Genomic DNA, 24,834 nt, shown 5'->3' with positions numbered 1-24,834 from the left:
ACTTATTACTTCCTATTGTTTATTTCTTTCCTTTACTGCCTTTTAAAATCTCGTCAACCATACCAAATTCTTTGGCTTCGTCGGCAATCATCCAGTAGTCACGGTCTGATGCGTCCCAAACTTTTTCAAATGAAGCACCGCTATGATCAGCAATAATCTGGTATAATTCTTTTTTCAGTTTAGTGATCTCATGGTAAGAGATCTCAATGTCTGACTGCTGGCCCTGTGCACCGCCCGATGGCTGATGGATCATTACCCTTGCATGTGGTAATATAGCTCTTTTACCTTCGGTACCGGCACATAATAATACAGCTGCCATTGAGGCCGCCATACCAGTACAAATGGTAGCTACATCATTTGATATAAATTGCATGGTATCATAAATACCTAAACCTGCGTAAACAGATCCGCCTGGTGAATTGATATAGATCTGAATATCGCGTTTACTATCAGCCGACTGCAAGAACAGCAATTGAGCCTGGATAATGTTTGCGATGTTTTCATAAATGGCATCGCCCAGGAAAATGATACGGTCCATCATCAGGCGCGAAAACACGTCCATCTGGGCCACGTTCAACTGACGTTCCTCGATAATATAAGGCGTCATGCCGGTTGGGTTGTATATACCTGTTGGCATACGGCTGCTGTCAACACTGGCTATAAATTTATCTACGTGAAGGCTGTTAATACGGTGATGCTTAACAGCGTAATTTCTGAATTCGTTCTTATCGATGTTACTACTCATGGTTTTTGTTATATTATTTTTTAGGATGCAAGATTTACTTGCGATAAATATAGTTTTTAGTTGAATACAATTTTAAACAGATAGTATGTATAAAGTAAAAATTATTTTGATGGTGAAGGTGTTTCAGATAAATTAAAATGTCATGCTGAACTTGTTTCAGCATCTCACCAGCAGGTATACTCCTTGCATATCATACGTTTAGCATGTGGGATGCCGAAATAAATTCGGCATGACTTCCTTTTTTAAACGAGTTATGCTTATACAACAAAAGCAACCTTGTGAGTTGCTTTTGGTAAAATTATACTATAAAAAAGTATCTTATTTTTCCGAAACCAATTTATTAAAATCAGTAAACAGGATATCTTTTTTATCAAGGGTTATTACACCTTTAATAAAATCAAACACCCTTAATGCTTTTACTTCTTCAAATATCTTGTTAGCATTCTCTTTATTTTGCAGGTATTGTACGGTGTATTGACCTAATTGCTCATCAGGAATAGGCTGTGGGCTATACATCCTGAATTGCTGATCTAAACGAACCTTAGCTAATTCAAAAACTTCCTCGTATTTAATTTCGATGCTGTTTTCACGGATAATTTTGTTTTCGATCAAAGTCCATTTAAGGTTTTGAGCAAAATCATTATAGCCGCCTTCCAGCTCTTCTTCGGTAAGTTTTTCGTTAGTGGCTTTTAACCAGCGTTTTAAAAACTCATCAGGTAAATTAAATTCAACTTTGGCAATGCTTAGTTTATAAATGTCATCCTGCAATTTGCGGTCTGCATCCTGAACCATCATGGCTTCCAGCTCTTCGGTAATTTTAGCTGTGAATTCTGCTTCGGTAGTTACTGTACCTTCACCAAATAATTTGTCAAAGAACTCCTGGTTTAAATCACTTTCTTCTAAACGGTTAACGTTTTTAACAGTTAACTGAAAGTTTGATTTTAAATCAGCTGCTTCATCTTCTTCAATTTTTAATAAGCCTGCAACCTTAGCCGCGTCGTTATCAAAAGCTTTTTGAATATCAAGCGTTAATACATCACCTTTTTTTAAACCGATCAATGAAGTTTTGATGGCTTCATCCTTGATCTGATCTAACCTAACCGATGCGGTATTGGTAATGCCATCCTCAAAAACAGAACCATCAGGAGAAAGTTGAACTAATTCTGCGTAAAGTACGTCATCATCTGCCGATACGTCAGGATTTGTCATTTTGCCATAGCTACGGCGAATATTTTTGATACGTGAAGCAAGGGTTTCTTCGTCAACCTTGATCACATACTGGGTTACTTCATCTTTTGATGAAAAATCAATGCTGAACTCAGGCGCTAAACCCAGCTCATAGTTGAATTCAAAATTGTCGTTAAAATCCCAGTTGTATTGTTTTTCGTCGTCAATTTTTGGTAAAGGCTGACCCAATACTTCCAGCTTTTGCTCGTCGATGTATTTATTTAAAGTATCTGATAACAAGTTATTGATCTCATCAACCAAAATACTTTTACCGTACATTCTTTTTATATGCGATGCCGGCACCATTCCGGGACGAAAACCTGGCAGTTTAGCTTTTTTAGCGTTTTCTTTTATGGCTTTGTCAACACGTGGCTGGTAATCTTCAGGGTCAATGTTGATCTTAACAACTGCATTCAGGGCGTCTACTTTTTCCTGTGTAATATTCATCTTTTTACCGGGTAATTTAATTTAATCCTTTGAAAAGTAGCCATAAAGTTAATTTAGGCTATACAAATTTCGAGGCGCAAAAGTATGAATTTATTTTGAATTTAATCACGTGTTTCGGCAGGAGTAAATTTAACAACCTGATTTTTTACAGGCTTTATTGTTTTAATATAAGCGTAAATGGCTTCCAGATCACCGGTCTTCATTTCACCATATCTGTACCAGGGCATTATAGACTGATATTGACCAGGGCCAACATCAACCAGCTTTTTAGTGCTATCGGCATATCGTTTAAATTCTGATACAAATTGTTCTTTAGTCCAATTGCCTAATCCCGTTGCTTTATCGGCTGTTATGTTGGCCGAACGTACAACTCCTGCACCCGGCACTTTAAAATCACGACCACCGGCATATTCCAAACCCGCAATTATTTTACCCTGATTAACCTGGCTATGGCAATCTTTACAGGCCGCAATAGTTACCAGGTATTCACCATATTTTAACGTGTCTTTTTCGCTGGGTACGGTACCAAGCGTTGCTTTTTGCGGCATGGTATGCACCAGGATGTTTAACGGAAAATCAAGCTTACGCTCAGGATAATTCGATTCAATGGGTTTAACCGTGCGTAAATAAGCTATGACCGAGTAAACGTCTTCACGGCTCATTTTTGAATAGGACTCCCAGGGCATCAGCGGAAATATAGCCGAACCATCTTTTTTAACCCCAGCGGTAATAGCCCTGAAGAGTTCACCATCTGTCCAATTTTTTAAATGATAGGGCGTAATATTAGGTACATCTACATCACCGGGGAAACCTACGTTAGCATCAAATTTTTCGCCTCCTGCTCCCAATGAGCCAGCTTTCATGGGTCCGGCAAATTTACTCCAGTCGCGGGTAGAGTGACAATCCATACATAAGGTTACATTATTAGCCAGGTATTTACCGCGCTCAATGCGCTGCGGGGTAACCTCTACTTTAATATCTTCGGCTTTACCTACATTAGGCAAAGCCAGTGTAATATATGATATGCCGGCTAATACAATTAAAACCACAACTATAACCGTATAGGCTGTATACTTTAAAAACTTTTTCATAATAAGGAGGGCAGATTAATCAACTTTTTGAATTTTTGATGCGCCCGCTTTATCACTGTTCACGGTTGAGGGAGAGCCTTTGTATTGAATTTCGGCTGCGCCATGTGAGCGTACATTTAAGGTTTTTAATACATTGATTTTGCAGTTGCTTACGCCCGATGTATTAACAGTATAATCGCCAACAACAAAATCAAAAGCATTTACTTTGGCTACACCGCTCGATTCAATACGGTGCGATGCCGCCTGCCCTTTTAAATTCAATTCGCTTACCCCACTGCCATTTGTAACCACATTGGCCGCGTTTAAATCAAGATTAACTCTGGTGGCACCAGACAGATGAATATTCAAATCGCCGGTAACTATTTTACCTGTTGACGAAACTTCTACCGCTCCTGACGATTTAATTTCACTCAGGTTATGCACCCCTATATTTATTACAACGCTATCCACATCGCACATGTTTTTTTTCGATTTTATAAACAGTCTGTCGCCTTCAACTGATGTAGAAACATATTTGAGCAGGTTATCATCGCCGGTTATACTAATTGATAAGGAACTGTCCTGTTTTAAGTGAATTTTAAACGCGCCCGATATGTCAATCTTTTTAAAATCATTTGCTTTACGTTGTTCTGTTGCTAATTTTCCTGATCCATGTACACAGGCAAAATTGCATGATGATAGTATACTTAGCGATGCACATGCGATTACTACCGCTATGGCTAAACTTGCTTTTTTCATAGTATTTTTTATTTGAGACAGTGTTTATTGGTTTATAGTTACATCAAAAATAAAAAAAGCTATCACAATGTGTGATAGCTTCTCAGAATATATGATGAACTTTTGCAAAAGTTGAGGAAATTAAAGGCCGGCTAACTCGTTAGTGATCACTTTTTTAGGAGCTGTACCATTGTTAAGTGTATCAGTATAGGTAGTGGCAGTAAAGTTGTTATTGTTTACGCTTGTTGCAGCTGTGTGATTCAGGTTATATAAAGTTGTAGAACCTGTTAAATCAATTTTAGCACGATCATTTACGTTAACATTAGCGTTATAGGTATCTAAATTTAAATTAGCAGTCGCGGTGTTATGCAGGTTAACTTCCAGATCAATGGCAGAAAGTTTGCCGAATGATTTTACCTGGGCGTTATCATATGCACTTATAGCACGCAGATCATTAGCTGTTACCCAAACCACTAATTTTTCGGCTTTGTATGATGAAATGCGTAATACGCCGTTTTGACTTTGAACCAATGCGCTTTCGGCATAGTAACGGTTGTAAACTTTTACCTGGTCGGCTGTGCCGGCAGATACATACAGTTCCACATTGCCGCGGATCTCGATCTTGCTGATCTTGCTAACGTCAGTTAAAACGGTTGCTGCATTGTTATTGTTATTTGTTGATGCATAAGTTGAGCTTGCTATTCCACCTACTAAAACTAACATAGTGATGATGGTAAATAATTTTGTTTTCATGTTTATTAATATTTTGATTGTCAATTAATTGTATTCCCTATTTTTTAAATACACAGATATGACGCCCCCATTTTTAAAACGTTACAGCCATTTTGGGTAAATTAGATGTACGGCACTATTTTATCGGCGAACGGGGTATTTGCATCGGTGAAAGGCGCAGATATTTTTTAGCATTTTTAGAAATACTGATGATTTTTAAGATCAAAACAGGTTTCTTACATAACTTTGGCCTGCTTTTAATCTACTTTAATATTATATGAAGATCCATATCATGGGTGCCTCCTGCGCCGGCTCAACCACTTTAGGCACTGCATTAGCCAAACAACTTGGATATCCTTTATTTGATAGCGATGAATATTTCTGGGAAAAATCTGCTACTCCATTTAACGTTAGGCGTAATCCCGAATTAAGGAATGAAATGTTAACGCGTGACACTACCGGTCATGATCACTGGATCCTGAGTGGGTCGATGGTGAGCTGGGGGCAGGTATGGCTGGAGATGTTTGACCTGGTGGTATTTTTATATGTGCCGCACCACATCAGGATGCAGCGACTGCAAAACCGTGAACTGCAACGCTACGGCGACCAAATTTTTAATGATCCTGAACGAGCTGAAATGTACCGGACCTTCAGGCAATGGGCATCGGGCTATGATGATAATACCACCAACGGCCGCACCCTGCAGGTTCACGAAACCTGGTTAAACCAACTAAGTTGTCCCGTTTTGGAGATTAAAGGTGATACAACCGTGGAAGAACGGACGGGGATGGTTTTAGAGAGAATGAAGGTGTTGGGTTGAAATGGGACGGAAGGGAATAAAAAACGCGTCATTGCGAGGAACGAAGCAATCCCCGATTTACAGAGCCGCTCTGTACAGCATAGAGATTGCTTCGTTCCTCGCAATGACGTGCTAATAGATAACTCTTCCATCCCTCTTTCCGCCGAAGGCGAAGAGAGGGATGGCGAGCGAAGCAACGCCAGGGTGAGTCTAATCTACCACTTATCCAAACCCAACAACTTTCTGCCTAAAGAAGACAACTCTGCTACCGGGTTTTTCTTTTCCCTTTCCAGCGGGTCACCCGGGAAGGCGTAGCCCTGCATGGCCTCCCTGCTTTGCCAGCTGTTAATGCGCCAGTTTCTCAGTTCTTCATTATCCTCCTGAGCAGGCATCATGGATATATATTGGGCAATACGAACCTTATTGCCGCTTGTATTTGGGCGGATACCGTGCGGTTGCGTACTATTAAATATTAACAGGTCACCTGCCTCTAATTTTACTTTTACAATTTCAAACCCGGTTGTATCAGGCTTATAATGGTCACGGTCGGCAGGTTGGCTAAGCTTCCACGTATCGTAGGTACGGTAAAGTTCGGGTATGCATTGAAAACCACCCATGTTTTCGTCAGTCTGATCGGCCAGGGCCAATACGCCCTGCACGTTTTGCGGTTTAGTTTCTGGATCATAATCCCAGTGTATAAAACCCTTGTATTCAAAGCCGGGCCGCAAAGGGAAGTTAAGATTTGCGCGGTCAATATTGGCCCACAACTTTTCGGTACCCCAAATGTCGGCAAATGCCTGGTGTACTTTTGGATATTGCCGGTTATCCCACAAATACTGGTGATTATAAATTTCGACCATGCCTGTATTGTTCAGCTCCTTCATTTGCATTTGAGCATTGGGCTTTTTGTACCAGCTTTCTATATCGTTGGGGTTTTTATCCTCATATTGCCATAGGTAATCAGCCGTTTTTTGTGCCATTTCTTTAGGCACCGCGTTTTTTACAACTACATAGCCATTGGTGATCCAAAAGGCCCAGTCCTCTTCGCTCAAAACGCGTAAGGGTTCGCCATTACTGCGGTTGTTAAGTTTAACCTGGCTTGATTTTGCAGCCGATGGATTTCCGGGTATATCTTTATGTGCCTCGTTGGGGCTCATACCCGGGGCCATACCGGCCATTGTTTTAACTTCTGCTTCCATGATTCATTTGGTTTGATAATTCAAAAGTACAGGGAAACAAAAACTGCCTTATCCATCACAATGACCAATATTTGCTCTGTATTGACTTATTTATTAAATTAATAGTGATTATATTTACAATACAGATGAATAAGATACAACTGGAGCGGGTTGAATTTGAACCGGGCAAATCATTTAAACTGTTTTCGCCCCGGTTACGGAACACTTTCCTGTGGCACTATCACCCCGAATATGAATTGGTATATGTGGAAGCTGATGCAGGTATCCGCCATGTAGGCACCCATATATCGGGCTATACCCACAGCGACCTGGTATTTATTGGCAGTAACCTCCCCCACCTAAATTTTGATTACAGGTTAAGAAGCGACTACCACCAGATAGTAATACAGCTGCGTACAGATTTTTTGGGGGCAGCCATAAACCTGGCCCCGGAGCTTTCCCTTATCCATACCTTATTTAAAAGCGCCGCTTATGGCATTGCCTTTCACGGAGATACCAGGGCTTTGGTAGCGCAAAAATTAAAGCAGTTAAATAATCTTAACTCTTTTGACCAACTACTGGAGCTTATCCATATTTTTCAGTTGTTAGCAGGTTCCAATGAATACACCATTTTGAATAAGGACGAAACCAGCAAGGACTTTATTTTGAAGGATAAGATAAGAATGGGTGCTATTTATGAATATATTGATGCACACTATGCCCAAAAACCCGATGTTAATATAGTAGCCGGAAAAGTAAACTTAACAACTCCGGCTTTTTGCAGGTACTTTAAAAGGCAAACCAACATCACCTTTACCGAATTTGTGAACCAATACCGTATTGAGCGCGCCAAAAACCTGCTGATGCAGGATAAAAATATTACAGAGACCTGTTATGCCGTGGGGTTTGAAAGCCTGAGCTATTTTAACAAGCTGTTCAACAAAATTGTGGGCGAAAACCCGTCTGATTTTAAAAAGAAATGGGTGGCACGGGCAAGTAATTTGTAACTTACCTAAGCTTAATTAATTATCACGATGAATAAATTAGATTTTGAAGATATCTTTTTTGATTCTTTTGATACGTTTAAAGTGTTTGACGATTTAAAATTGGATCAGGTTAATCAGACCATTTTAAACACACCCAAAACAGTATGGCAAATTTTAAATCATTTAATTATTTGGCAGCAAGATCAATTGAATATGCTCAATGGAAAAATTGATCTGTCGCACATTAATGAAACAGAAACGTGGGATATTGCCCATCCTGAAGAACAAAGAATAGTTGATAATGCAGTTTTAACTTTTAAAGATCAAATTAAAAGCATTAAAGAGATCATTGCTTCTTTATCCACCGACATGCCTGATATACAGGTAAAATTAAAGACTATTCAGGAGATCACAAATCACTTATCATTCCATGTTGGCGAAATAATACTGATCAGGCGGCAAATGAAAAACTTTCCCCTACCTGGCGAAATGAAAAAGTTTTTAACTGAATAGTTTTCTTCCCCGTCAGCAGATAAGCTTCGGGCGAAWTCAGGCAGAACATGATGGCTTGTGTGATTGCAGGGGCATAGCAAATTTTTGCTGAAGTGAGGGGATTGAGCGAACGAAGTGGGGCAAAAATATTGCAGCCTGTGGTTCTGATTGATTTGAGGGCAGAGGCTTGTGCGGCAAAGAAGCCTCTCTGCTGACTTGATTTTTGGTTACTTTGTATCAAGACAAAGTAACAGCCTTAGCGGCAATTGAGCGCTCTACGACATGCACTATTCGCCCTGTATAGCATAGAGATTGCTTCGTCCCTCGCAATGACGCTTGAAGAGGTAAGGTTCAATCAGGTAAAATTATAATCTCACCTTCATTAACCGGTTCTTGAAATCCGGTATAGTATTGATCCAATATTTCTTCAGTGATAGGAAATGCAGCATTGGCATCAAACCTTGAGCTTCTGTTTTTTAGCCTGCTTTTGAGGGTTTTATAATCAACCTTTAAAAAAAGAATTATACACTCCACACCATAGCTTTCAATAAGCGCTTTATATTTTTCACGATTTGAACGTTTCCAGAAACTATAATCAATTACCAAAGATTGTTGCTGCTTTAAATAAGTTATTAGCTCCTGCTCTAATTGATGCTCAGCTTCTTTTTGTAATTCCGGATATTGAGCAGGCTGGTAATCAATACCATACTTTCCAAATTGCGCCCAAATGTATTCATCAATCGAAAGTCTTATAAAACCTTTCTCAACCAGCTTATTAGCCAGGGTTGTTTTCCCTGCCCCCGCCATACCGCACATTAAATAAACACGTGGTTTACCATCAAGCGTAATTGTATCCAGAAACTGCTGAGCATTCATCGTTTGTTCTGATTTTCGATTCTAATATAGGGATAGAATTTGTATCCAATAATCTGCGGTAACAATTACTCCACAACAAAAAAGCCACCCGGCTTCCAGGTGGCTTTGCATATATGATGGATTACTACGGTTATAAAAATGCATATTCAGAAATTTTAGCTTTTACCCCGTTTAATATTTCGGTTGAGTGATCGGCAACTAAGTCTGTTCTGTTTACACTTGATGCTACGCTGCGGTTTATGCTGTATTCGTTAACAGTACCGCTTAGGTTAGCACGGGTTTTATCGTTCATGGTAACACGGGCGCTGTAAGCATCAAGTTTTAAATTGGCAGAAGCATTGTTGTACAATTTCACATCAAGCTGAATGGTTGAAAGGTTACCGAATGAGCTTATTTCAGCATTATCATAAGCAGTTATGGCGTTAAGCTCTTTTGCTGTTACCCAAACTTCCAGTTTTTCGGCCTTGTATGATGAGATACGTAACACACCGTTTTGTGATTGAACCAGCGCGCTTTCAGAATAATATTGGTTGTAAACCTTTACCTGATCGGCCGGGCCGTTTGATACGTATAGTTTAACATTCCCATAAATTTCAATTTTGTTGATCCTGGTAATGTCAGTCAAAACGATGCCTTTATTGTTGTTATTATTAACAGCGGCTTGTGTTTGATTTCCGATTCCAAATACTATAGATGCTACAGTAAAAATGGTGATTGCTAAAGTTTTCATGATATTAATATTTTGATTGTCAGTTGATTAATTGTTGTTATTTTAAATACACAGATATGACGATCTCAATTAAAAAACGTTACAGCAAAGTGCCCTGTAATAGTTGTACGCAGGGTTTTTGTCGGTAAGTGAGGGAATGTTGTCGGTGAATTTGGGGGCTTTTTTTGGTTGCGGGTTGCGAGGTTCGGGTTGCGGGTGAGCTGTTTTGGTTTCGGGGTTCGAGGTTCGGGTTGCGTGTAGATAGATTCGAGCGGTACGATAAAATAAAACTTACAACAAGAACCTCATAACACGAACCAGGCAACACGATCCCCGAACCCCTCCCCCAATCAGGCCAGGTAATACTTCTCACCGTCGGTTTTAATTTTGCCGGCATCAAGCAACAGGCGGATGGTTTCCATCTTTTCTTTTTCGGCGCCAATGTTGATGGTGTTTATTAATGTGCCGATATCGGGGGTTGATATACTGAGCAGCTGAACTATCTCGTGGGTAATATTATCAAATATCTCGTCGGCGTTTTTTTGGCGTTTTTCTTCTATACAAACATCGCAAACGCCGCATTTACGGGCATTAGGTTCATCAAAATAAGCGAGCAACATTTGGCTGCGGCATTTTTTGTGGATGGCATAGGCAAAAACCGCTTCCATTTTTTTGCGGTAAGTTTCCTTACGCTCTTCCATGTAACGCTTGTTTATAAAAAGCCGGTCGGCGTGCTGGCGCGATTTCAGGTAGGTAACCTGCGGCTGATCGGTTTGCTGCAGATAACTGATGAGGCCAAAGCCCTGTAATTGCATCAGGCCATCAATCACCTGCTGAACGTTCAAATGGGTGCGTTTGGCCAGGTCATACTCCTTTAAGCGCACATAATTCTCGAACGAGCCACCATACGAGCGCAACAATGTTTTAATAAAAGGATCCCAGCCTGCATTTTGGATCTGGAAGTTATACAACACCTCGTTTACCACCTCGAACCTGAAACGCGACGGCAAAAATACACTCTCGTTGAACGACAGGTATTCGTCCTTCTCCAGAAACTTAAGGGCATTGAGTGTTTTTATGGCATCCAGCTTAAAGCGGCTGCAAAAGTCGCCCAGGTCAAGGTTAAAGCTCAGGCCTTCTCCGGCGCCGTAGGCCAACTGATAGTAATTGGCCAAACAATGGTAAACATGCTTTATTTCATCAACCGACGGAAAATTGAGCAAAAACATTTTTTCCTGTTTAAGTCTGTCGGCGTGGGTATATAGTAAAATGGCGTATGCCTTTTGCTCATCGCGGCCTCCTCTGCCCCCCTCCTGGTAATAGGCTTCCAGGCTTTCGGGCATTTCCTTATGTATTACAAACCGCACATCGGGCTTATCAATCCCCATCCCAAAGGCATTAGTGGCCACCATGATCCTGGTGCGGTTATTTTTCCAGCTTTCCTGCTTCTCTGACCGTTGATCCATTGACAGGCCCGCATGGTAATAATCGGCCTTGATGCCGTTATCGTTGTAATATTTGGCAATTTCGGCTGCATCTTTACGGCTGCGTACATACACAATACCGCTGCCTTTAACACCATGGGCAATATCCAGCATCTTGCGGAACTTGTTTTCGGCATCCTGCACCACATAACTGATGTTACGTCGCTCAAAACTCTGCTGATAGATAACCTGATCCTTGAACAGTAATTTTTGCTGAATATCCTCTTTAACCTCGGCTGTGGCTGTGGCCGTAAGAGCCAGCACAGGCACCTCAGGGTGTAGTTCGCGCAGATCCGCAATATGCAGGTATGGCGGCCTGAAATCATATCCCCATTGCGATATACAGTGCGCCTCGTCAACAGCTATCAGGTTTACCTTCATGTATTTGATACGCTCGCGCACCAGCTCAGACAGTAAACGCTCGGGCGACAGGTATAAAAATTTGACTGAGCCATAGATACAATTATCAAGCGCCAGGTCAATCTCCCGCAATCCCATACCCGATACGATGGCTACCGCGTTGATACCCTTTGCCTTTAAATTTTCAACCTGATCTTTCATCAGGGCAATAAGCGGCGATATCACCACGCATAAACCCTCCTTAGCCAAAGCAGGTACCTGAAAACATACAGATTTGCCGCCACCGGTAGGCAGCAGCGCCAGCGTATCATGACCCAATAAAACAGACTTAATGATCTCAGCCTGCATGGGCCGAAAGCTATCGTGCTTCCAATACTGTTTTAATATTTCCTCTATGGTCATGTACGTGCTGCAGGCTCAAATATAAACGATAAAGGCGAAAGCTTAAATAACGAACACCGAATGTTGAATTTTGAATAATGAAGTGAGGCGGTAAAGAAATAAAAAAACCAGAAGGCTGTGCTTTCTGGTTTTTTTTATGAAATAGCAAATAAAGCTTTTGGCTTTTAGCCTTCTGCTTTTAGCTTAAAACAATTATCTGTTTTTTATATCAACGTATTCCTTATCAGTGGCGCCGGTATATATCTGGCGCGGACGGCCGATAGGTTCTTTATTCTCTTTCATTTCTTTCCACTGCGCTATCCAGCCCGGTAAACGGCCCAGGGCAAACAGTACGGTAAACATATCAGTTGGGAAACCCAGCGCGCGGTAAATAATACCCGAGTAAAAATCAACGTTAGGATATAGTTTGCGCTCCACAAAGTAAGGATCTTTTAATGCCACTTCTTCCAGCTTTTTGGCTATCTCCAGTACTTCATCATTAATGCCTAACTTCTCTAATATATCGTCGCAGGCTTTTTTAATGATCTTGGCCCTTGGATCAAAGTTTTTATATACACGGTGGCCAAATCCCATTAAGCGGAAAGGGTCGTTTTTATCTTTTGCCTTGGCTATCCATTTGTCGGTATCGCCGCCGTCGTTCTTAATCTTCTCCAGCATTTCAATCACTGCCTGGTTTGCACCGCCGTGCAGCGGGCCCCACAATGCCGAAATACCAGCTGATACCGAAGCATAGATATTTGATTCGGACGAGCCAACGATACGCACTGTTGAAGTAGAGCAGTTTTGCTCATGGTCTGCATGTAATATCAGCAGCTTGTTCATGGCGCTCACCACAACCGGGTCGATCACGATATCTTCGGTACGCTGACCAAACGTCATGTACATAAAGTTGGTAACGTAATCGTATTTGTTTTTTGGATAGATAACCGGATGGCCCAGTGATTTTTTATAGATCCATGATACCACGGTAGCCATTTTTGCCAGCATTTTAATAATGCTCAGGTTAAGCTCATCGGTAGTTTGGTTGGGTTTTAATGATTCGGGGTAAAATGCAGATAAGGCCGATACCAATGATGATAACTGACCCATAGGATGCGATTTTGACGGAAAGCCATCAAAAAACTTCTTCATATCCTCATGTACCAGCGTATGGCGGCTTAATTCATACTGAAACGAAGTTAATTGCTCTGTAGTTGGCAATTCGCCGTAGATCAGCAGGTAAGCAACCTCAATAAAGCTCGAATTTTCGGCCAGTTGCTCAATCGGATAACCGCGATACTTCAGTATTCCTTTTTCGCCATCTAAAAAAGTAATAGCGCTTTTTGTAGCTCCTGTATTTTTATAACCTACATCCAGCGTTACATAACCGCTCAGGTCCCGGAGTTTTGAAATATCAATAGCCTTTTCACCTTCTGTGCCCTCTATTACCGGGAGGTCAAATGTTTTATCACCAATTTTTAGTTGTGCTGTTTCCGACATAGACATATTTGTATCTGCAACAAATGTAATTAAATCTGCGTAGTAATAACCGCTAAGATCATTTACTGTTTGTAAAAATTTACGTGCAAATCTATTAAATTAACCCAGTTTTGTTAAGTACCGGGCATCATTTATTATAAAAAAATATTAGTGATAAACATAACAAACTGCAAGTGCAGACAAGAGGTATGGCCCTATCAGTTTATCTGTTCTTTAACCTGGCCGCACTCCTTCATATGTTCAGGAAAGTAGGGATTTTTAATAGCTTTATTTACTGATAACCAGTAACCGCCCTTACCATTATCGGCCATGGGGCAGTAATCAACATAAATAGTGGCGGCTTTAAATTTGGCACCTTTTACAAGGCCGATGATATCCTTACTCAATATTAAAAAGGTATTGCGCTGAGCGTCAATATCATTCAATATTGTTATTTGATGCGCGAGGGTGGCGGTTTCGGTACAACCTTTAATGCCGGCCAGCTTATCCTCTAACAAAGCAGCCGTACTTTTAATACCCGTAACGTTCGATTTTAAAAACTCGTTCTTTAAACCTATATAAGTATTAAACACATCGGCAGTGTTGGCGGTATCCACCACGCGGGCCACAATAGCTTTACCACTATCCGTTTTTGTTTCTGCGTCTTGTGCCGGTTTCGCAGCTTGTTTACATGCCGTTGCGGCTATGATCAGGCTAAAAAGAACTACACTGTTGATGATTTTCATATAGACATTAATTTGTACGTATAGCCTCAACCGGATCAAGCCGTGAAGCAAAATACGCCGGAATAATGCCCGAAATTACACCTATTGTAAGAGAAGTACCAATACCAAGTATAATATTTTTTAAATCAAGTACCACCTGAACATCAAAAACAGCTTTAACACCAAAGGTTAAAAAGTAAACCAGCAAAAGGCCTATTAGCCCACCCAATAAACAAAGTACAATGGATTCAATTAAAAATTGTAACAATATAAAATAGTTTTTAGCGCCCAATGATTTTTGGATACCTATAATATTGGTACGTTCCTTTACCGATACAAACATGATGTTGGCAATACCAAACCCACCTACCAGGATAGAAAAACCGCCTATAATTGCACCGGCAATATTAATTACACCAAACAAGCTATCCAGCGCATTGGTAAGCATGGTGGTTCTGTTCAGCGAAAAATTATCTTCCTGTCCGGGTCTTAAACTCCTGATGGAGCGCATCAATCCCTGCAATTCACTTTCTACATCATCAACCGGGATACCCGCTTTTCCCCTTACAATTATTGATGGCCTGTATTTTTCATTTTGCACATCAATCAGGTTATGGGCAAAGTTAAGCGGTAATAAAACTTCCTTATCGGTTGATATGCCCAGCATATCCTTACCTTGTTTTGAAAAAACACCAACTACAGTAACATAACGGCCCATTACTTTAATCTGCTTACCAATGGCATCACCACCCGGAAACAGGTTTTCTGCAATATCATAACCTATATTAGTTACAGGCGCTCCTGTTTTTGATTCCATTTCGGTAAAGTATCTGCCGCTTGCAAAATCAAAGTTCCAGGTTTTATCATGATCTTTTGATGATGCATCTATCTGTGCCCCATCAACCGTGTTGCTTTTATATTTAATAGTGCGGTTATCAATTGATATTTCGTACGAAAGCGCTTCGGCCGTTTGGCTGCGGCGCGTAAGCTCATTAAAGTCCCTCAGCTTTGATACCGGCCTTTGCAGGTATTTCCACCACGGAAAATCGTTACTACCCACCCAGGGCCATTTTTCAATATATACGCTGTTATTTCCCAGTTTATTTACGCTGTTCTGTAAGTTGTTTCGGAGTGTATCAACAGCCGAAAAAACAGCTATGATAGTGAATATGCCAATAGTTACCCCAAGCAATGAAAGCATGGTTCGCAATTTGTTTTGCCTTAATGCATCATAAGCAAACAGAAAGCTTTCTCTGAAAAGTTTTAAAAATAGCATACAACTTATTTTGATCTCAGTGGTTAATCATTCTATTGCGCAGATTTACAGTCTATAGCAACAATGATTATTTATTAAATTGAACCGGTATTGAATATTATATTTTTTAGACGATATTACAGGTGTTAAGTTACATTATTTTTTGATTTAACTTAACAATACCATAAATGAATCATTGCATAAAAAAATCGGTGAAAATAACAAAAAAAATCAATACATTTGCGCCCTGAAAATTCATATATACAAGCATGAAATTATCTCAATTCAAATTCAATTTACCCGAGTCATTAGTAGCACACAATCCATCAGCAAGCCGCGACGAAGCACGCTTAATGGTTTTACATAAGGATTCAGGCAAAATTGAGCATAAAATATTTAAAGATGTGCTGGATTATTTTGACGATCAGGATGTTATGATCCTGAACAATACCAAAGTATTCCCGGCGCGTTTATATGGAAATAAAGAAAAAACAGGCGCCACCATCGAGGTATTTTTATTGCGCGAGTTAAATAAAGAACTTCGTTTATGGGATGTACTGGTTGATCCGGCCCGTAAAATACGTGTAGGTAACAAATTATACTTTGGCGATGACGACCTTTTAATTGCTGAAGTAGTTGATAACACTACTTCGCGCGGCCGCACCATACGTTTTTTATTTGATGGTACCGAAGAAGAGTTCCGCAGAAATGTGGAGATCCTGGGCGAAACACCACTGCCTAAATACATTAAACGCAAGGCTACCGCCGAGGATAAAGAACGTTACCAAACTATTTTTGCCAAGCACGAAGGTGCGGTTGCCGCACCTACTGCCGGCTTACACTTTAGCCGCGAACTAATGAAACGCCTTGAACTTAAGGGTGTTGAGTTTGCCGAAGTTACACTGCACGTTGGTTTAGGAACTTTCCGCCCGGTTGAGGTTGAAGACCTGACCAAGCATAAAATGGATTCTGAGCAATTTATTATTGAGCAAAAACAAGCTGATATTGTAAACAGGGGCATTGAACGTAAAAAACGTATTTGTGCTGTTGGTACCACCTCTATGCGTGCCATTGAATCGGCTGTATCAGCAGGTAAAACGCTTAAATCAGCTAACGACTGGACCAGCAAATTCATTTTCCCTCCGTATGATTTTAGCATTGCTAACACCATGATCACCAATTTCCACACACCAGAATCAACGCTGTTAATGATGGTATGCGCCTTTGGCGGTTACGAAAATGTAATGAATGCTTACGAAGTTGCAGTAAAAGAAAAATACCGTTTTTACAGTTATGGCGATGCCATGCTGATCATATAATTTGGATATGAGATATTAGATTTGAGATATGAGACTTTTCTTGTATCTCATTTTTTTTGCTTTAGATTTGGTATTTGAATAAAATATTTGTCATCCTGAACTTGGTTCAGGATCTCTCAGGACGATTAACCAGTTTATATAGAACCTTGTCCGTGGGATGCCGAAACAAGTTCGGCATGACCTGTTAAATCGAATCAAACTATGACTCATCACTCAAAACCCAAAACTTATAACTCGTGAAATACTACGCCATTATAGTAGCGGGCGGCTCAGGCACCAGGATGCAGACAACTGTTCCCAAACAATTTTTGCTGCTTAATGGCTTGCCGGTTTTAATGCATACCATCCGGGCTTTTGAGCAATCATGTGTAACGCCCGATATTATATTGGTATTGCCAACCGGCTATCATGCTTACTGGCAGCAGCTTTGCAATGTGCATCAATTTACCACCCCTCACCTTTTGGTAGCTGGCGGCGAAACACGCTTTCACTCGGTAAAAAACGGGCTTGATCAAATAATTAATGATGATGTCCTGATCGCTGTTCATGATGCGGTGCGTCCGCTCACCAGCAGGCACATCATCGAAACTTCGTACCAACATGCCGAAAAATATGGAAATGCCGTTACAGCCGTTAAAAGCCGCGACTCGATAAGGCAGCTGACGAACGGCAGATCAGTAAGTTTATTAAGGGATGAGATCTACCTGATACAAACACCGCAAACTTTCAGAGCCGATATACTCAGGAAAGCCTATGAGCAGCCATACAGCGAAAAGTTTACGGATGATGCCAGTGTGGTTGAACAATACGGTGTTGAAATACAGATTACCGAGGGCGACCATCAAAATATCAAGATAACTTTTCCCGAAGATATTGCCATTGCCGAACTGCTTTTAAGCAAAAAGCCATCGGTCTAAGACCAATGGCTTTAAATTTCCAATTCCTGGATCAGGGGTGTTATGCCCTTCGGATAACCCCTAAAAGTATAGCTATAATAGCTATGACTAATAAAACGTGAATAAGACTTCCGGCATGATTAAAGAAAAAGCCAAAGATCCATCCTATTACCAGGATAACCGCGATAATGTACAATAAACCTCTCATAATTTAGTGTGTTTAAGTTTAAAATAGTCAAGATCAGTTAGGCTCTTCGGATTACTCCTAAAAGTACAGCTATAATAGCTATAACTAATAGTATGTGAATTAAGCCGCCACCAAAAGGGTGAATAAACGCTCCAAATAACCATCCTATAACCAGGATCACCGCGATAATGTACAATAAGCCTCTCATTTTGATATAATTTAAGTGATAAATGTTTTAAGCTTAATACTAAAATCATTCCAAAATGCAATGCCAAAAAAAAACCCTTCGTAAAAAGGGTTTTTAAATGTTGCTAATATTCGTCTTCGTTGAAAAAGAAATCRTCTTTAGTCGGGTAATCCGGCCATATTTCCTCAATATTTTCATAAGGTTCACCATCGTCTTCCAGTGCCTGCAGGTTTTCTATAACCTCAACAGGGGCTCCTGAACGAATAGCATAGTCAATTAATTCATCTTTTGTTGCGGGCCAGGGCGCATCTTCAAGGTGAGATGCCAGTTCAAGTGTCCAATACATGTTTCTCTATTTATATTATTTTCAGTAAATTAACTTTTTCGCAAAAGTATAATATTTTCAATTGGAATATCAATATTTTTTTTCACATTTTCAAATACGTGGTATCCATTGATTTTCAGGTATTTTATGCTCGTTTCCAATTTTACGTGCTAAAGTGAACAGGTAATCGCTCAACCTGTTCAGATAAATATTCACTTTTTCGTCAACCGTGCTTTCTTCTGCAAGGTGAACGGTTATTCTTTCGGCTCTGCGGCAAATACATCTTGCAATATGGCAAAACGAAATGGTATTATTTCCGCCCGGCAAAATAAAATGACGTAATTCAGGCAATTTTTCATTCATCGCATCCATTTCCTGCTCCAGCAGTTCCACATCGGCCATATGCAGGTCGGGTATTACCATTTTTGATCTTTCCGGATCAGATGCCAATGAGGAGCCAATAGTAAACAACCTGTCCTGTATCTGCTTCAATATTTCCTTATCGTGCCCGGCAATGTCCTGATCACGGATCAGGCCAATATAGGAATTAAGCTCATCAACAGTACCATAGCTTTCAATGCGTAAATGATGTTTGGCAACACGGGTACCTCCTATTAATGATGTAAACCCCTTATCTCCTGTTTTAGTATATATTTTCATGCTTAATTTAATAATAAACCCGAACAATTTGGTGACTTAAACATAGCATCATTGATTATCAGTCAATTAAAATCACATTTCAACGTTTCATTTGTTCCAATGTTCGGTATGTTCCAAATCTATCAGGTTAAATTTTGATTTACGGCCTCTTTTAGTATAATTTTTGCTAATGAAGTGTAATTTTAAAATGTTAGCTTAAACTTGCATTTATAATATTGTGAAACTTGTTATTAATAAAATCATGAAATCCATCATATTATCATCTAAGTTAATCATTGTACTTTTTTCGGCGCTTGCAATTTCGGCCATTAGCTGCGGCAACAGCAACAGTTCAAAACAAGCGGCTAAAGAAGTAGCTGCACCACCAAAGGTCGTTTCTATATCAAGCCTGTTAAGCGAGCAACAATTTAATGATCTTTTTCCGCAACGCGATAAATTTTATACTTATGCCGCTTTTATAAAAGCAGCTGATGAATTGGGCCAGGTAAAAATTAAGGTAACCAGGCGCGGCCTGTCGGTTTACCAGTATATCCGCACTGATAAAAAAACGGGCAAATCGGCAACGGTACGTCAGGACGTTGACTGGAACGAAGAATGGGCCAAAAAGAAACCAGATAGTACTTTTACGGTTGATTATGGCAACTTTTGCACCCAGTTTGATCCTACCCTTAATAAAAAGGAATTAGCCGCTTTTTTTGCGCATATAGCCCACGAAACTCGTCATGGCGTAAATGCTACGTATACCGATGGCCTGATGCTCATACATGAAAGCAATACTTCCCTGAGCTATATTGCCGAAAGCGACGAGTACCCTCCCGTTGCCGGTAAAAAATATTACGGCCGCGGCCCTATGCAGTTAAGCTATAACGGGAACTATGGCCTGGCCTCCAACTGTATCTTCGGCGATCCTAAAATACTCCTGAATAACCCCGACCTGGTTGAAACCGACCCAGTTGTAGCCTTTAAAGCTGCCATATATTTTTGGATGACCCCCGAAACGCACAAACCATCGGCACATGATGTAATGACCGGTAAATGGCAACCCAACACTGTTGATAACACCAAAGGCCGCACACCAGGCTTCGGCATGACCATAAATATTATAAACGGCGAGGTGGAATGTAATAAAGGCGATAACATGTACAGCATGAATGACCGTATTGGCTTTTACCAGTTCTTTTTAAAGAAATTGGGTATTACCGATGCCAACTGCGCCTGCTCATGCGGTAAAATGGAACCTTATAAGTATTAAGCGTATATTTATACATGCGCTATTTTCTTTTAATAACCCTCTTGTTAGGTTTTAGCCTTACCTCGTGGGCATACTATGCGCCCGATACTGTAAAAAAAGACAAGCGTATCCCCAGTCGACCGGCTTCAATAGGTATTATTGGCGATACGGCCAATGTGAATACCCCGGTTAAGGCCGGCATCGCGCTGGTAGGTGGCGGCAGGGATGTTGATACAGCCTTTAGATGGCTGATAGATCGAAGCGGCGGCGGCGATGTGGTGATCATCCGTGCATCGGGCAAAGATGGTTACAATGCCTATATTAACCAGTTGGGCAAGGTAAACTCCGTAGAAACGCTCAAAATTGATTCGAGGGAACTGGCTGATAACGATACGGTAGCCTACATTATCCGTAATGCCGAATTGCTTTTTATTGCCGGCGGCGACCAATCAAACTACATGAAATTTTGGCGGGGCACCAAAACTATGGACGCTATTAACTACCTCCTTAACGTTAAACATGCCCCGATTGGCGGCACAAGCGCCGGTTGCGCCATTATGAGCGGCTTTTATTACAGCGGCGAAGATGCCAGTGTTACCAGCGAACAAGCCCTGACCAATCCTTACAACAGTTTGGTTAAGGTTTATAATAATGATTTTTTACATGCCCCTTTCCTTAAACACGTTATTACCGACCAGCATTATATAACCCGCGACAGGCAGGGCCGCCATGTAGCATTTTTAAGCCGTATTATTAAAGACTGGAACATATTTGCCCGTGGCATTGCGGCCGATGAGCATACCGCCGTTTGTGTTGACGAAACAGGCCATGCCACAGTTATGGGCAACAGCAGAGCCTACTTTTTAATAACCGACAGCACAAAAAACCCTGAAGTATGCGAGCCCGGCAAACCATTAGTATGGGATAAAAACCACCAGGCTATTAAAGTTTATGAAATACATGGATCTGCCACCGGAAACGGCAGTTTTGATGTAGCCGGCTTTAACCAAAGCCAGGCATCGGGTGGTAAATGGTTTTGGTGGTGGGTTGACGCGGGTAAGTTGAAGCGGCAGGAGATAAAGTAAAAGTTCGCCTTGTCATTGCCACGCTGCGCTCGCGATGACATATTTTTTAATTACTACTTTAACACAGCCGGTAAAATATACTGCTCCATCATTTTATCAACCTGCGGATGTGCGTATGGGGTGTTGTAAGCGGTAGCTGTAACAATGATCACCAATGGCTGATCTGTAAAAACAAAGATCTTGTTACCGCCATTGCCAGAGCAATAATAGGTTTCGCAGGGTTTATTATTTACCGTGTAGGTTTTATTCCAGAACAGGTAGCCGTAAAAGCCCTCGCCTACAACATCCCTGGGCAATGTAAGGTGTTTGGTAAAAGATTGTTTAACCCAGCTTTCGGGGATAAGTTGCTTACCGTTCCATGAGCCGCCGTTTTTGTATAATTGGCCAAAGCGGGCATAATCCAATGATCGCATTTGCAATCCACCTGCAGTGTTTGCAACATGCTGTGGCGTATATTGCCATTGATATTTAGTGATCCCCAACGGTTTAAACAGCTTTGCATCAGCATATTTTTCCAATCCATTAGGCACCGATTTATGGAGTATATCACCCAAAAGCATGGCACCGGCTGTAAAATAGTTCCACTGCTTACCTGCAGTTTTAGTGCTGTCGACCCGAAGATCAAGCGCAAACTTTACCCAATTATCAGTAGGGTACATATTTTCTTCGTTACCCGGCGAACTGCTGTCATTATCATCACCATCAAATATGGAGCTCATGGTGAGCAGGCTTTTCAACGTGACAGCCTCTTTTTTGGGCGAGTAATTATTGAACTTTTTAAGATCATAAAAGTCCTTTAAAGTTTGGTTCTCGTTTTTAATATATCCATCATGAATGGCAATACCCATCATGGCCGATGCAAAGGTTTTCCCTACCGAACGCGGGTTATGCAGCGAATCGCGCCCGCTGCCGTTAAAGTATTCTTCAATGAGCAGTTTGCCGTTCTTGATCACTATAACACTGGTAATATTCTTTAACCTGTTCTGGGCTATTAACCCGTTCATCTCCATGATCTTCTTTTTGTCGAATGGATCGCCGGAAACCGGCCAGCCGCTGTTAGGTTTTATGGCCTGCAATGCAACCGCTTTGGCATCAACCGGGGGGATAATAAATTTAAGTTCGCCCTGCGCTATCAGGTCACCAACCTTTAAAGCAGGGATATCTACATAAGGCCGCGCTTCAATTTTTAACAAATGCGCACCTGTTGTTAATGCATTCTCTCCACCCCTGCCCATAAATCGGTTCCAAAGTGATCGCCCCCAGGAATCTTCACCCCGGTTACTGATTAGGGGGACGCTAATGGTAGTTTTAATATTCTTGGTGGCAGGCAAATTAGCTCCCTTATTCAAATTCTCCTGGTAAACCTGCTTCCCATCCACATAAAAAGTAAACTGAAAGTTCCCTTTATTTAAGTCTTCAATGCTTAATGCAGGGTTTAATGGGTGCTGGTAATTGGTTAAGGAGTTCCCCATCAATATCCTCATGTAAAAGTTATTTTTGGGGTTGGCTTCAAAGCTGCTTAAAAAGTCGGTTTCTTTAAGCTGGTTTATAGAAATAGTATCGGCTAAAAAAACAACCTTGCCGATGTTTGTTTTATGAACAGGCGAATTAATAGGTTCCGGTTCGGTAATGTTAGTAGTTTGGCCAAACAGAGTACCGGATGCAATAAAGGTTAGGATAAAAAGGATACAGCGTTTCATTTTTCCAGGTATCAGGTTTAATAAGTTTTATCCTTAAAAGTTTCCTGTTTGTAAATGTTTCACGGAGTTAGTTTTTATCTTGATTCCTGAATCTCACGCCTATTCAAGCGTCCACGCTTGAATAATGTTTTGATGTGAGCGTCCACGCTTACTTTTTTAATACCATTTGGTAAGCGTGGACGCTTACCGCTGTATAAGTTCAAGCGAAGGACGTTTGAACCGGCGGTGTTGATTTATTTTTTCTTGATTCCTGACTCTAATAGTCTTGAATTTCCTTACACCTCCTCAACGCGTCTGCTTACAACTTGAACTTCGGTATTAAGGTAATCATTTTCAATCAGGCCATCGCGCATACGTACTATGCGGTGGGCGTGTTTGGCTATATCTTCTTCGTGGGTTACTAAAATAATGGTATTGCCTTTGGCGTGAATATCCTCAATCAACCCCATTATTTCAATGGATGTTTTGGTATCCAGGTTACCGGTAGGCTCATCGGCCAAAATAATTGATGGATCATTGATGAGTGCGCGGGCTACGGCTACACGCTGTCTTTGTCCGCCTGATAGTTCATTAGGTTTATGATCAATACGGTTACCAAGACCTACGTTTTTAAGGGCGTTGGTAGCCCGTTCCATACGTTTTTCTTTATTGATACCCGCATAAATTAAGGGCAGGGCAACATTATCAAGCGCGGTATTACGAGRCAGCAGGTTAAATGTTTGAAACACGAAACCGATCTCGGAGTTACGCACTTCGGCCAGTTCATTATCGCTCATGTGGCTTACGTTGATGCCGTTCAATATATATTCGCCTTTGGTTGGCGTATCCAGACAACCCAAAATATTCATAAGGGTTGATTTACCCGAGCCCGATGGACCCATTAATGCTACAAACTCGCCCTTATTGATGGTTAGCGAAACCGATTTAAGTGCATGAATTACTTCAGAACCTATCACGTACTTACGCCCGATATCTTTAATAGTTATTAATGGTTTAGCTGTATTTAATGGCTCCATATATATTTTTCGTTTGGACTAAGGTAAGTATCTAATTGTTACAGGACTTAAAGTTTTTAGTGTTGAGTAGTGAGTTCTGAGTCAGAAAAATTCTTTAATTCATTATTAAGAGTCAAACTCAACACTCATAACTCATTACTCTCCCAACTTACTTCTCGATCACTTTAGCAACAAGGAAATAGTCTTCATCGTGCTTAGGGGCATTTTGCAATGCTTCTTCGTGCGTTATTTGCTGTTTAATCACATCTTCACGTAAAACATTTACGTCGTCGGTCATGTAAACTAACGGTTCAATGCCTGATGTATCTAATTCATTTAGCTTGGCCATAAAATCAAGTATTTTGCTCATATCCTTGATCATTTCCTCTTTTTCCGTTTCGTTAAGCTCCAAACGGGCCAAATGGGCAACTTTTTCAACTGTATCTTTATCTATGGTCATGCCTGTTGCAGTTYTTGTTTAATAATAGCGTGCACCTCATCGCGCAATGTATCGGCATCGTTTAAAGTTAAATGAGCCGTTTCAATGGGTTTATGTACAAATATAT

General features: G+C 40.8%; 26 protein-coding genes. 7 read left to right on the top strand and 19 right to left on the bottom strand.

From position 1 onward, the window contains the following. Nucleotides 1–19: 19 nt before the first annotated feature. The 5 genes from AC1DRQ_RS16515 to AC1DRQ_RS16495 all read right to left on the bottom strand — a co-directional run bounded on the left by AC1DRQ_RS16515 (nt 20) and on the right by AC1DRQ_RS16495 (nt 4,980). The gene (locus AC1DRQ_RS16515; protein ID WP_429396298.1) at nt 20–745 is read right to left on the bottom strand and encodes an ATP-dependent Clp protease proteolytic subunit; all 726 of its coding nucleotides are present in this window, start codon (nt 743–745) and stop codon (nt 20–22) included. Nucleotides 746–1,063: 318 nt separating this feature from the next. Then, nucleotides 1,064–2,419: a trigger factor gene (tig, locus tag AC1DRQ_RS16510; protein ID WP_477425741.1), complete on the bottom strand. Its 1,356-nt coding sequence runs from the start codon at nt 2,417–2,419 to the stop codon at nt 1,064–1,066. Between the two features lie 101 nt (nt 2,420–2,520). Beyond that, nucleotides 2,521–3,510: a cytochrome C gene (locus AC1DRQ_RS16505; protein ID WP_477425740.1), complete on the bottom strand. Its 990-nt coding sequence runs from the start codon at nt 3,508–3,510 to the stop codon at nt 2,521–2,523. A gap of 15 nt (nt 3,511–3,525) precedes the next feature. Further along, a complete protein-coding gene (locus AC1DRQ_RS16500) occupies nt 3,526–4,248 on the bottom strand; it encodes a head GIN domain-containing protein (RefSeq protein ID WP_477425739.1) in 723 nt (240 codons plus the stop codon). Nucleotides 4,249–4,368: 120 nt separating this feature from the next. Then, nucleotides 4,369–4,980 carry a GIN domain-containing protein gene (locus AC1DRQ_RS16495; protein WP_477425738.1) on the bottom strand — a complete coding sequence of 204 codons (612 nt, stop codon included), beginning with the start codon at nt 4,978–4,980 and terminating at the stop codon, nt 4,369–4,371. A 256-nt stretch (nt 4,981–5,236) separates the two neighbouring features. Here AC1DRQ_RS16495 and AC1DRQ_RS16490 point away from each other — a divergent pair, with 256 nt between their 5' ends. Beyond that, nucleotides 5,237–5,779, top strand: coding sequence for a P-loop NTPase family protein (locus AC1DRQ_RS16490; protein WP_477425737.1), 543 nt, complete (start codon nt 5,237–5,239; stop codon nt 5,777–5,779). Between the two features lie 194 nt (nt 5,780–5,973). Here the strand turns inward: AC1DRQ_RS16490 and AC1DRQ_RS16485 are convergent, their stop codons facing one another. Next, a complete protein-coding gene (locus tag AC1DRQ_RS16485) occupies nt 5,974–6,957 on the bottom strand; it encodes a phytanoyl-CoA dioxygenase family protein (protein WP_477425736.1) in 984 nt (327 codons plus the stop codon). Between the two features lie 125 nt (nt 6,958–7,082). Between AC1DRQ_RS16485 and AC1DRQ_RS16480 the strand changes: the two genes are divergently transcribed. Both AC1DRQ_RS16480 and AC1DRQ_RS16475 read left to right on the top strand, forming a co-directional pair. After that, nucleotides 7,083–7,943, top strand: coding sequence for a helix-turn-helix domain-containing protein (locus tag AC1DRQ_RS16480; protein ID WP_477425735.1), 861 nt, complete (start codon nt 7,083–7,085; stop codon nt 7,941–7,943). A 27-nt stretch (nt 7,944–7,970) separates the two neighbouring features. Next, nucleotides 7,971–8,435 (top strand): hypothetical protein, encoded by a 465-nt coding sequence (locus AC1DRQ_RS16475; RefSeq protein ID WP_429396277.1) that lies wholly within the window; start codon nt 7,971–7,973, stop codon nt 8,433–8,435. 330 nt (nt 8,436–8,765) lie between these two features. Here AC1DRQ_RS16475 and AC1DRQ_RS16470 read toward each other — a convergent pair whose 3' ends face one another. The 6 genes from AC1DRQ_RS16470 to AC1DRQ_RS16445 form a co-directional block, all read right to left on the bottom strand. Continuing rightward, nucleotides 8,766–9,290, bottom strand: coding sequence for a P-loop nucleotide/nucleoside kinase family protein (locus tag AC1DRQ_RS16470; protein ID WP_477425734.1), 525 nt, complete (start codon nt 9,288–9,290; stop codon nt 8,766–8,768). 130 nt (nt 9,291–9,420) lie between these two features. After that, entirely contained in the window at nt 9,421–10,020 is a 600-nt protein-coding gene (locus AC1DRQ_RS16465; protein WP_477425733.1) for a GIN domain-containing protein, read from the bottom strand. Between the two features lie 329 nt (nt 10,021–10,349). Then, the gene (locus AC1DRQ_RS16460) at nt 10,350–12,245 is read right to left on the bottom strand and encodes a RecQ family ATP-dependent DNA helicase (RefSeq protein WP_477425732.1); all 1,896 of its coding nucleotides are present in this window, start codon (nt 12,243–12,245) and stop codon (nt 10,350–10,352) included. A gap of 192 nt (nt 12,246–12,437) precedes the next feature. After that, the gene (locus AC1DRQ_RS16455) at nt 12,438–13,724 is read right to left on the bottom strand and encodes a citrate synthase (protein WP_477425731.1); all 1,287 of its coding nucleotides are present in this window, start codon (nt 13,722–13,724) and stop codon (nt 12,438–12,440) included. A 197-nt stretch (nt 13,725–13,921) separates the two neighbouring features. After that, nucleotides 13,922–14,449, bottom strand: coding sequence for a DUF3347 domain-containing protein (locus AC1DRQ_RS16450; RefSeq protein WP_477425730.1), 528 nt, complete (start codon nt 14,447–14,449; stop codon nt 13,922–13,924). A 7-nt stretch (nt 14,450–14,456) separates the two neighbouring features. Beyond that, nucleotides 14,457–15,704 carry an ABC transporter permease gene (locus AC1DRQ_RS16445; protein ID WP_429396263.1) on the bottom strand — a complete coding sequence of 416 codons (1,248 nt, stop codon included), beginning with the start codon at nt 15,702–15,704 and terminating at the stop codon, nt 14,457–14,459. A gap of 248 nt (nt 15,705–15,952) precedes the next feature. Between AC1DRQ_RS16445 and queA the strand changes: the two genes are divergently transcribed. Together queA and AC1DRQ_RS16435 are read left to right on the top strand one after the other, a co-directional pair. Next, entirely contained in the window at nt 15,953–17,002 is a 1,050-nt protein-coding gene (gene queA / locus AC1DRQ_RS16440; RefSeq protein WP_477425729.1) for a tRNA preQ1(34) S-adenosylmethionine ribosyltransferase-isomerase QueA, read from the top strand. A gap of 236 nt (nt 17,003–17,238) precedes the next feature. After that, nucleotides 17,239–17,919 carry a 2-C-methyl-D-erythritol 4-phosphate cytidylyltransferase gene (locus AC1DRQ_RS16435; RefSeq protein ID WP_477425728.1) on the top strand — a complete coding sequence of 227 codons (681 nt, stop codon included), beginning with the start codon at nt 17,239–17,241 and terminating at the stop codon, nt 17,917–17,919. 40 nt (nt 17,920–17,959) lie between these two features. Here the strand turns inward: AC1DRQ_RS16435 and AC1DRQ_RS16430 are convergent, their stop codons facing one another. From AC1DRQ_RS16430 to AC1DRQ_RS16415, 4 genes are all read right to left on the bottom strand, one after another. Continuing rightward, nucleotides 17,960–18,106 carry a lmo0937 family membrane protein gene (locus tag AC1DRQ_RS16430; RefSeq protein WP_429396254.1) on the bottom strand — a complete coding sequence of 49 codons (147 nt, stop codon included), beginning with the start codon at nt 18,104–18,106 and terminating at the stop codon, nt 17,960–17,962. 37 nt (nt 18,107–18,143) lie between these two features. Then, nucleotides 18,144–18,293: a lmo0937 family membrane protein gene (locus tag AC1DRQ_RS16425; RefSeq protein WP_110585189.1), complete on the bottom strand. Its 150-nt coding sequence runs from the start codon at nt 18,291–18,293 to the stop codon at nt 18,144–18,146. A gap of 103 nt (nt 18,294–18,396) precedes the next feature. Then, nucleotides 18,397–18,618 (bottom strand): DUF2795 domain-containing protein, encoded by a 222-nt coding sequence (locus tag AC1DRQ_RS16420; RefSeq protein ID WP_002996718.1) that lies wholly within the window; start codon nt 18,616–18,618, stop codon nt 18,397–18,399. A gap of 90 nt (nt 18,619–18,708) precedes the next feature. Then, on the bottom strand, nt 18,709–19,257 hold the full coding sequence (locus AC1DRQ_RS16415) for a cob(I)yrinic acid a,c-diamide adenosyltransferase (RefSeq protein WP_429396251.1): 549 nt from the start codon (nt 19,255–19,257) through the stop codon (nt 18,709–18,711). Between the two features lie 241 nt (nt 19,258–19,498). On the opposite strand from AC1DRQ_RS16415, the gene AC1DRQ_RS16410 reads away from it, so the two are divergent. Together AC1DRQ_RS16410 and AC1DRQ_RS16405 are read left to right on the top strand one after the other, a co-directional pair. Then, on the top strand, nt 19,499–20,509 hold the full coding sequence (locus tag AC1DRQ_RS16410; RefSeq protein ID WP_429396249.1) for a chitinase: 1,011 nt from the start codon (nt 19,499–19,501) through the stop codon (nt 20,507–20,509). Between the two features lie 14 nt (nt 20,510–20,523). Continuing rightward, nucleotides 20,524–21,573 carry a cyanophycinase gene (locus AC1DRQ_RS16405; protein ID WP_477425727.1) on the top strand — a complete coding sequence of 350 codons (1,050 nt, stop codon included), beginning with the start codon at nt 20,524–20,526 and terminating at the stop codon, nt 21,571–21,573. Between the two features lie 53 nt (nt 21,574–21,626). Here AC1DRQ_RS16405 and AC1DRQ_RS16400 read toward each other — a convergent pair whose 3' ends face one another. The 3 genes from AC1DRQ_RS16400 to gatC form a co-directional block, all read right to left on the bottom strand. Further along, nucleotides 21,627–23,273: a serine hydrolase domain-containing protein gene (locus tag AC1DRQ_RS16400; protein WP_477425726.1), complete on the bottom strand. Its 1,647-nt coding sequence runs from the start codon at nt 23,271–23,273 to the stop codon at nt 21,627–21,629. A gap of 275 nt (nt 23,274–23,548) precedes the next feature. Further along, entirely contained in the window at nt 23,549–24,289 is a 741-nt protein-coding gene (locus AC1DRQ_RS16395; protein WP_477425725.1) for an ABC transporter ATP-binding protein, read from the bottom strand. Between the two features lie 148 nt (nt 24,290–24,437). Beyond that, the gene (gatC, locus tag AC1DRQ_RS16390) at nt 24,438–24,728 is read right to left on the bottom strand and encodes an Asp-tRNA(Asn)/Glu-tRNA(Gln) amidotransferase subunit GatC (RefSeq protein ID WP_477425724.1); all 291 of its coding nucleotides are present in this window, start codon (nt 24,726–24,728) and stop codon (nt 24,438–24,440) included. Nucleotides 24,729–24,834 lie beyond the last annotated feature (106 nt).

This window comes from Mucilaginibacter sp. P4_E8 (assembly GCF_056401495.1).
This window is presented reverse-complemented; position numbering and strand designations above follow the sequence as displayed.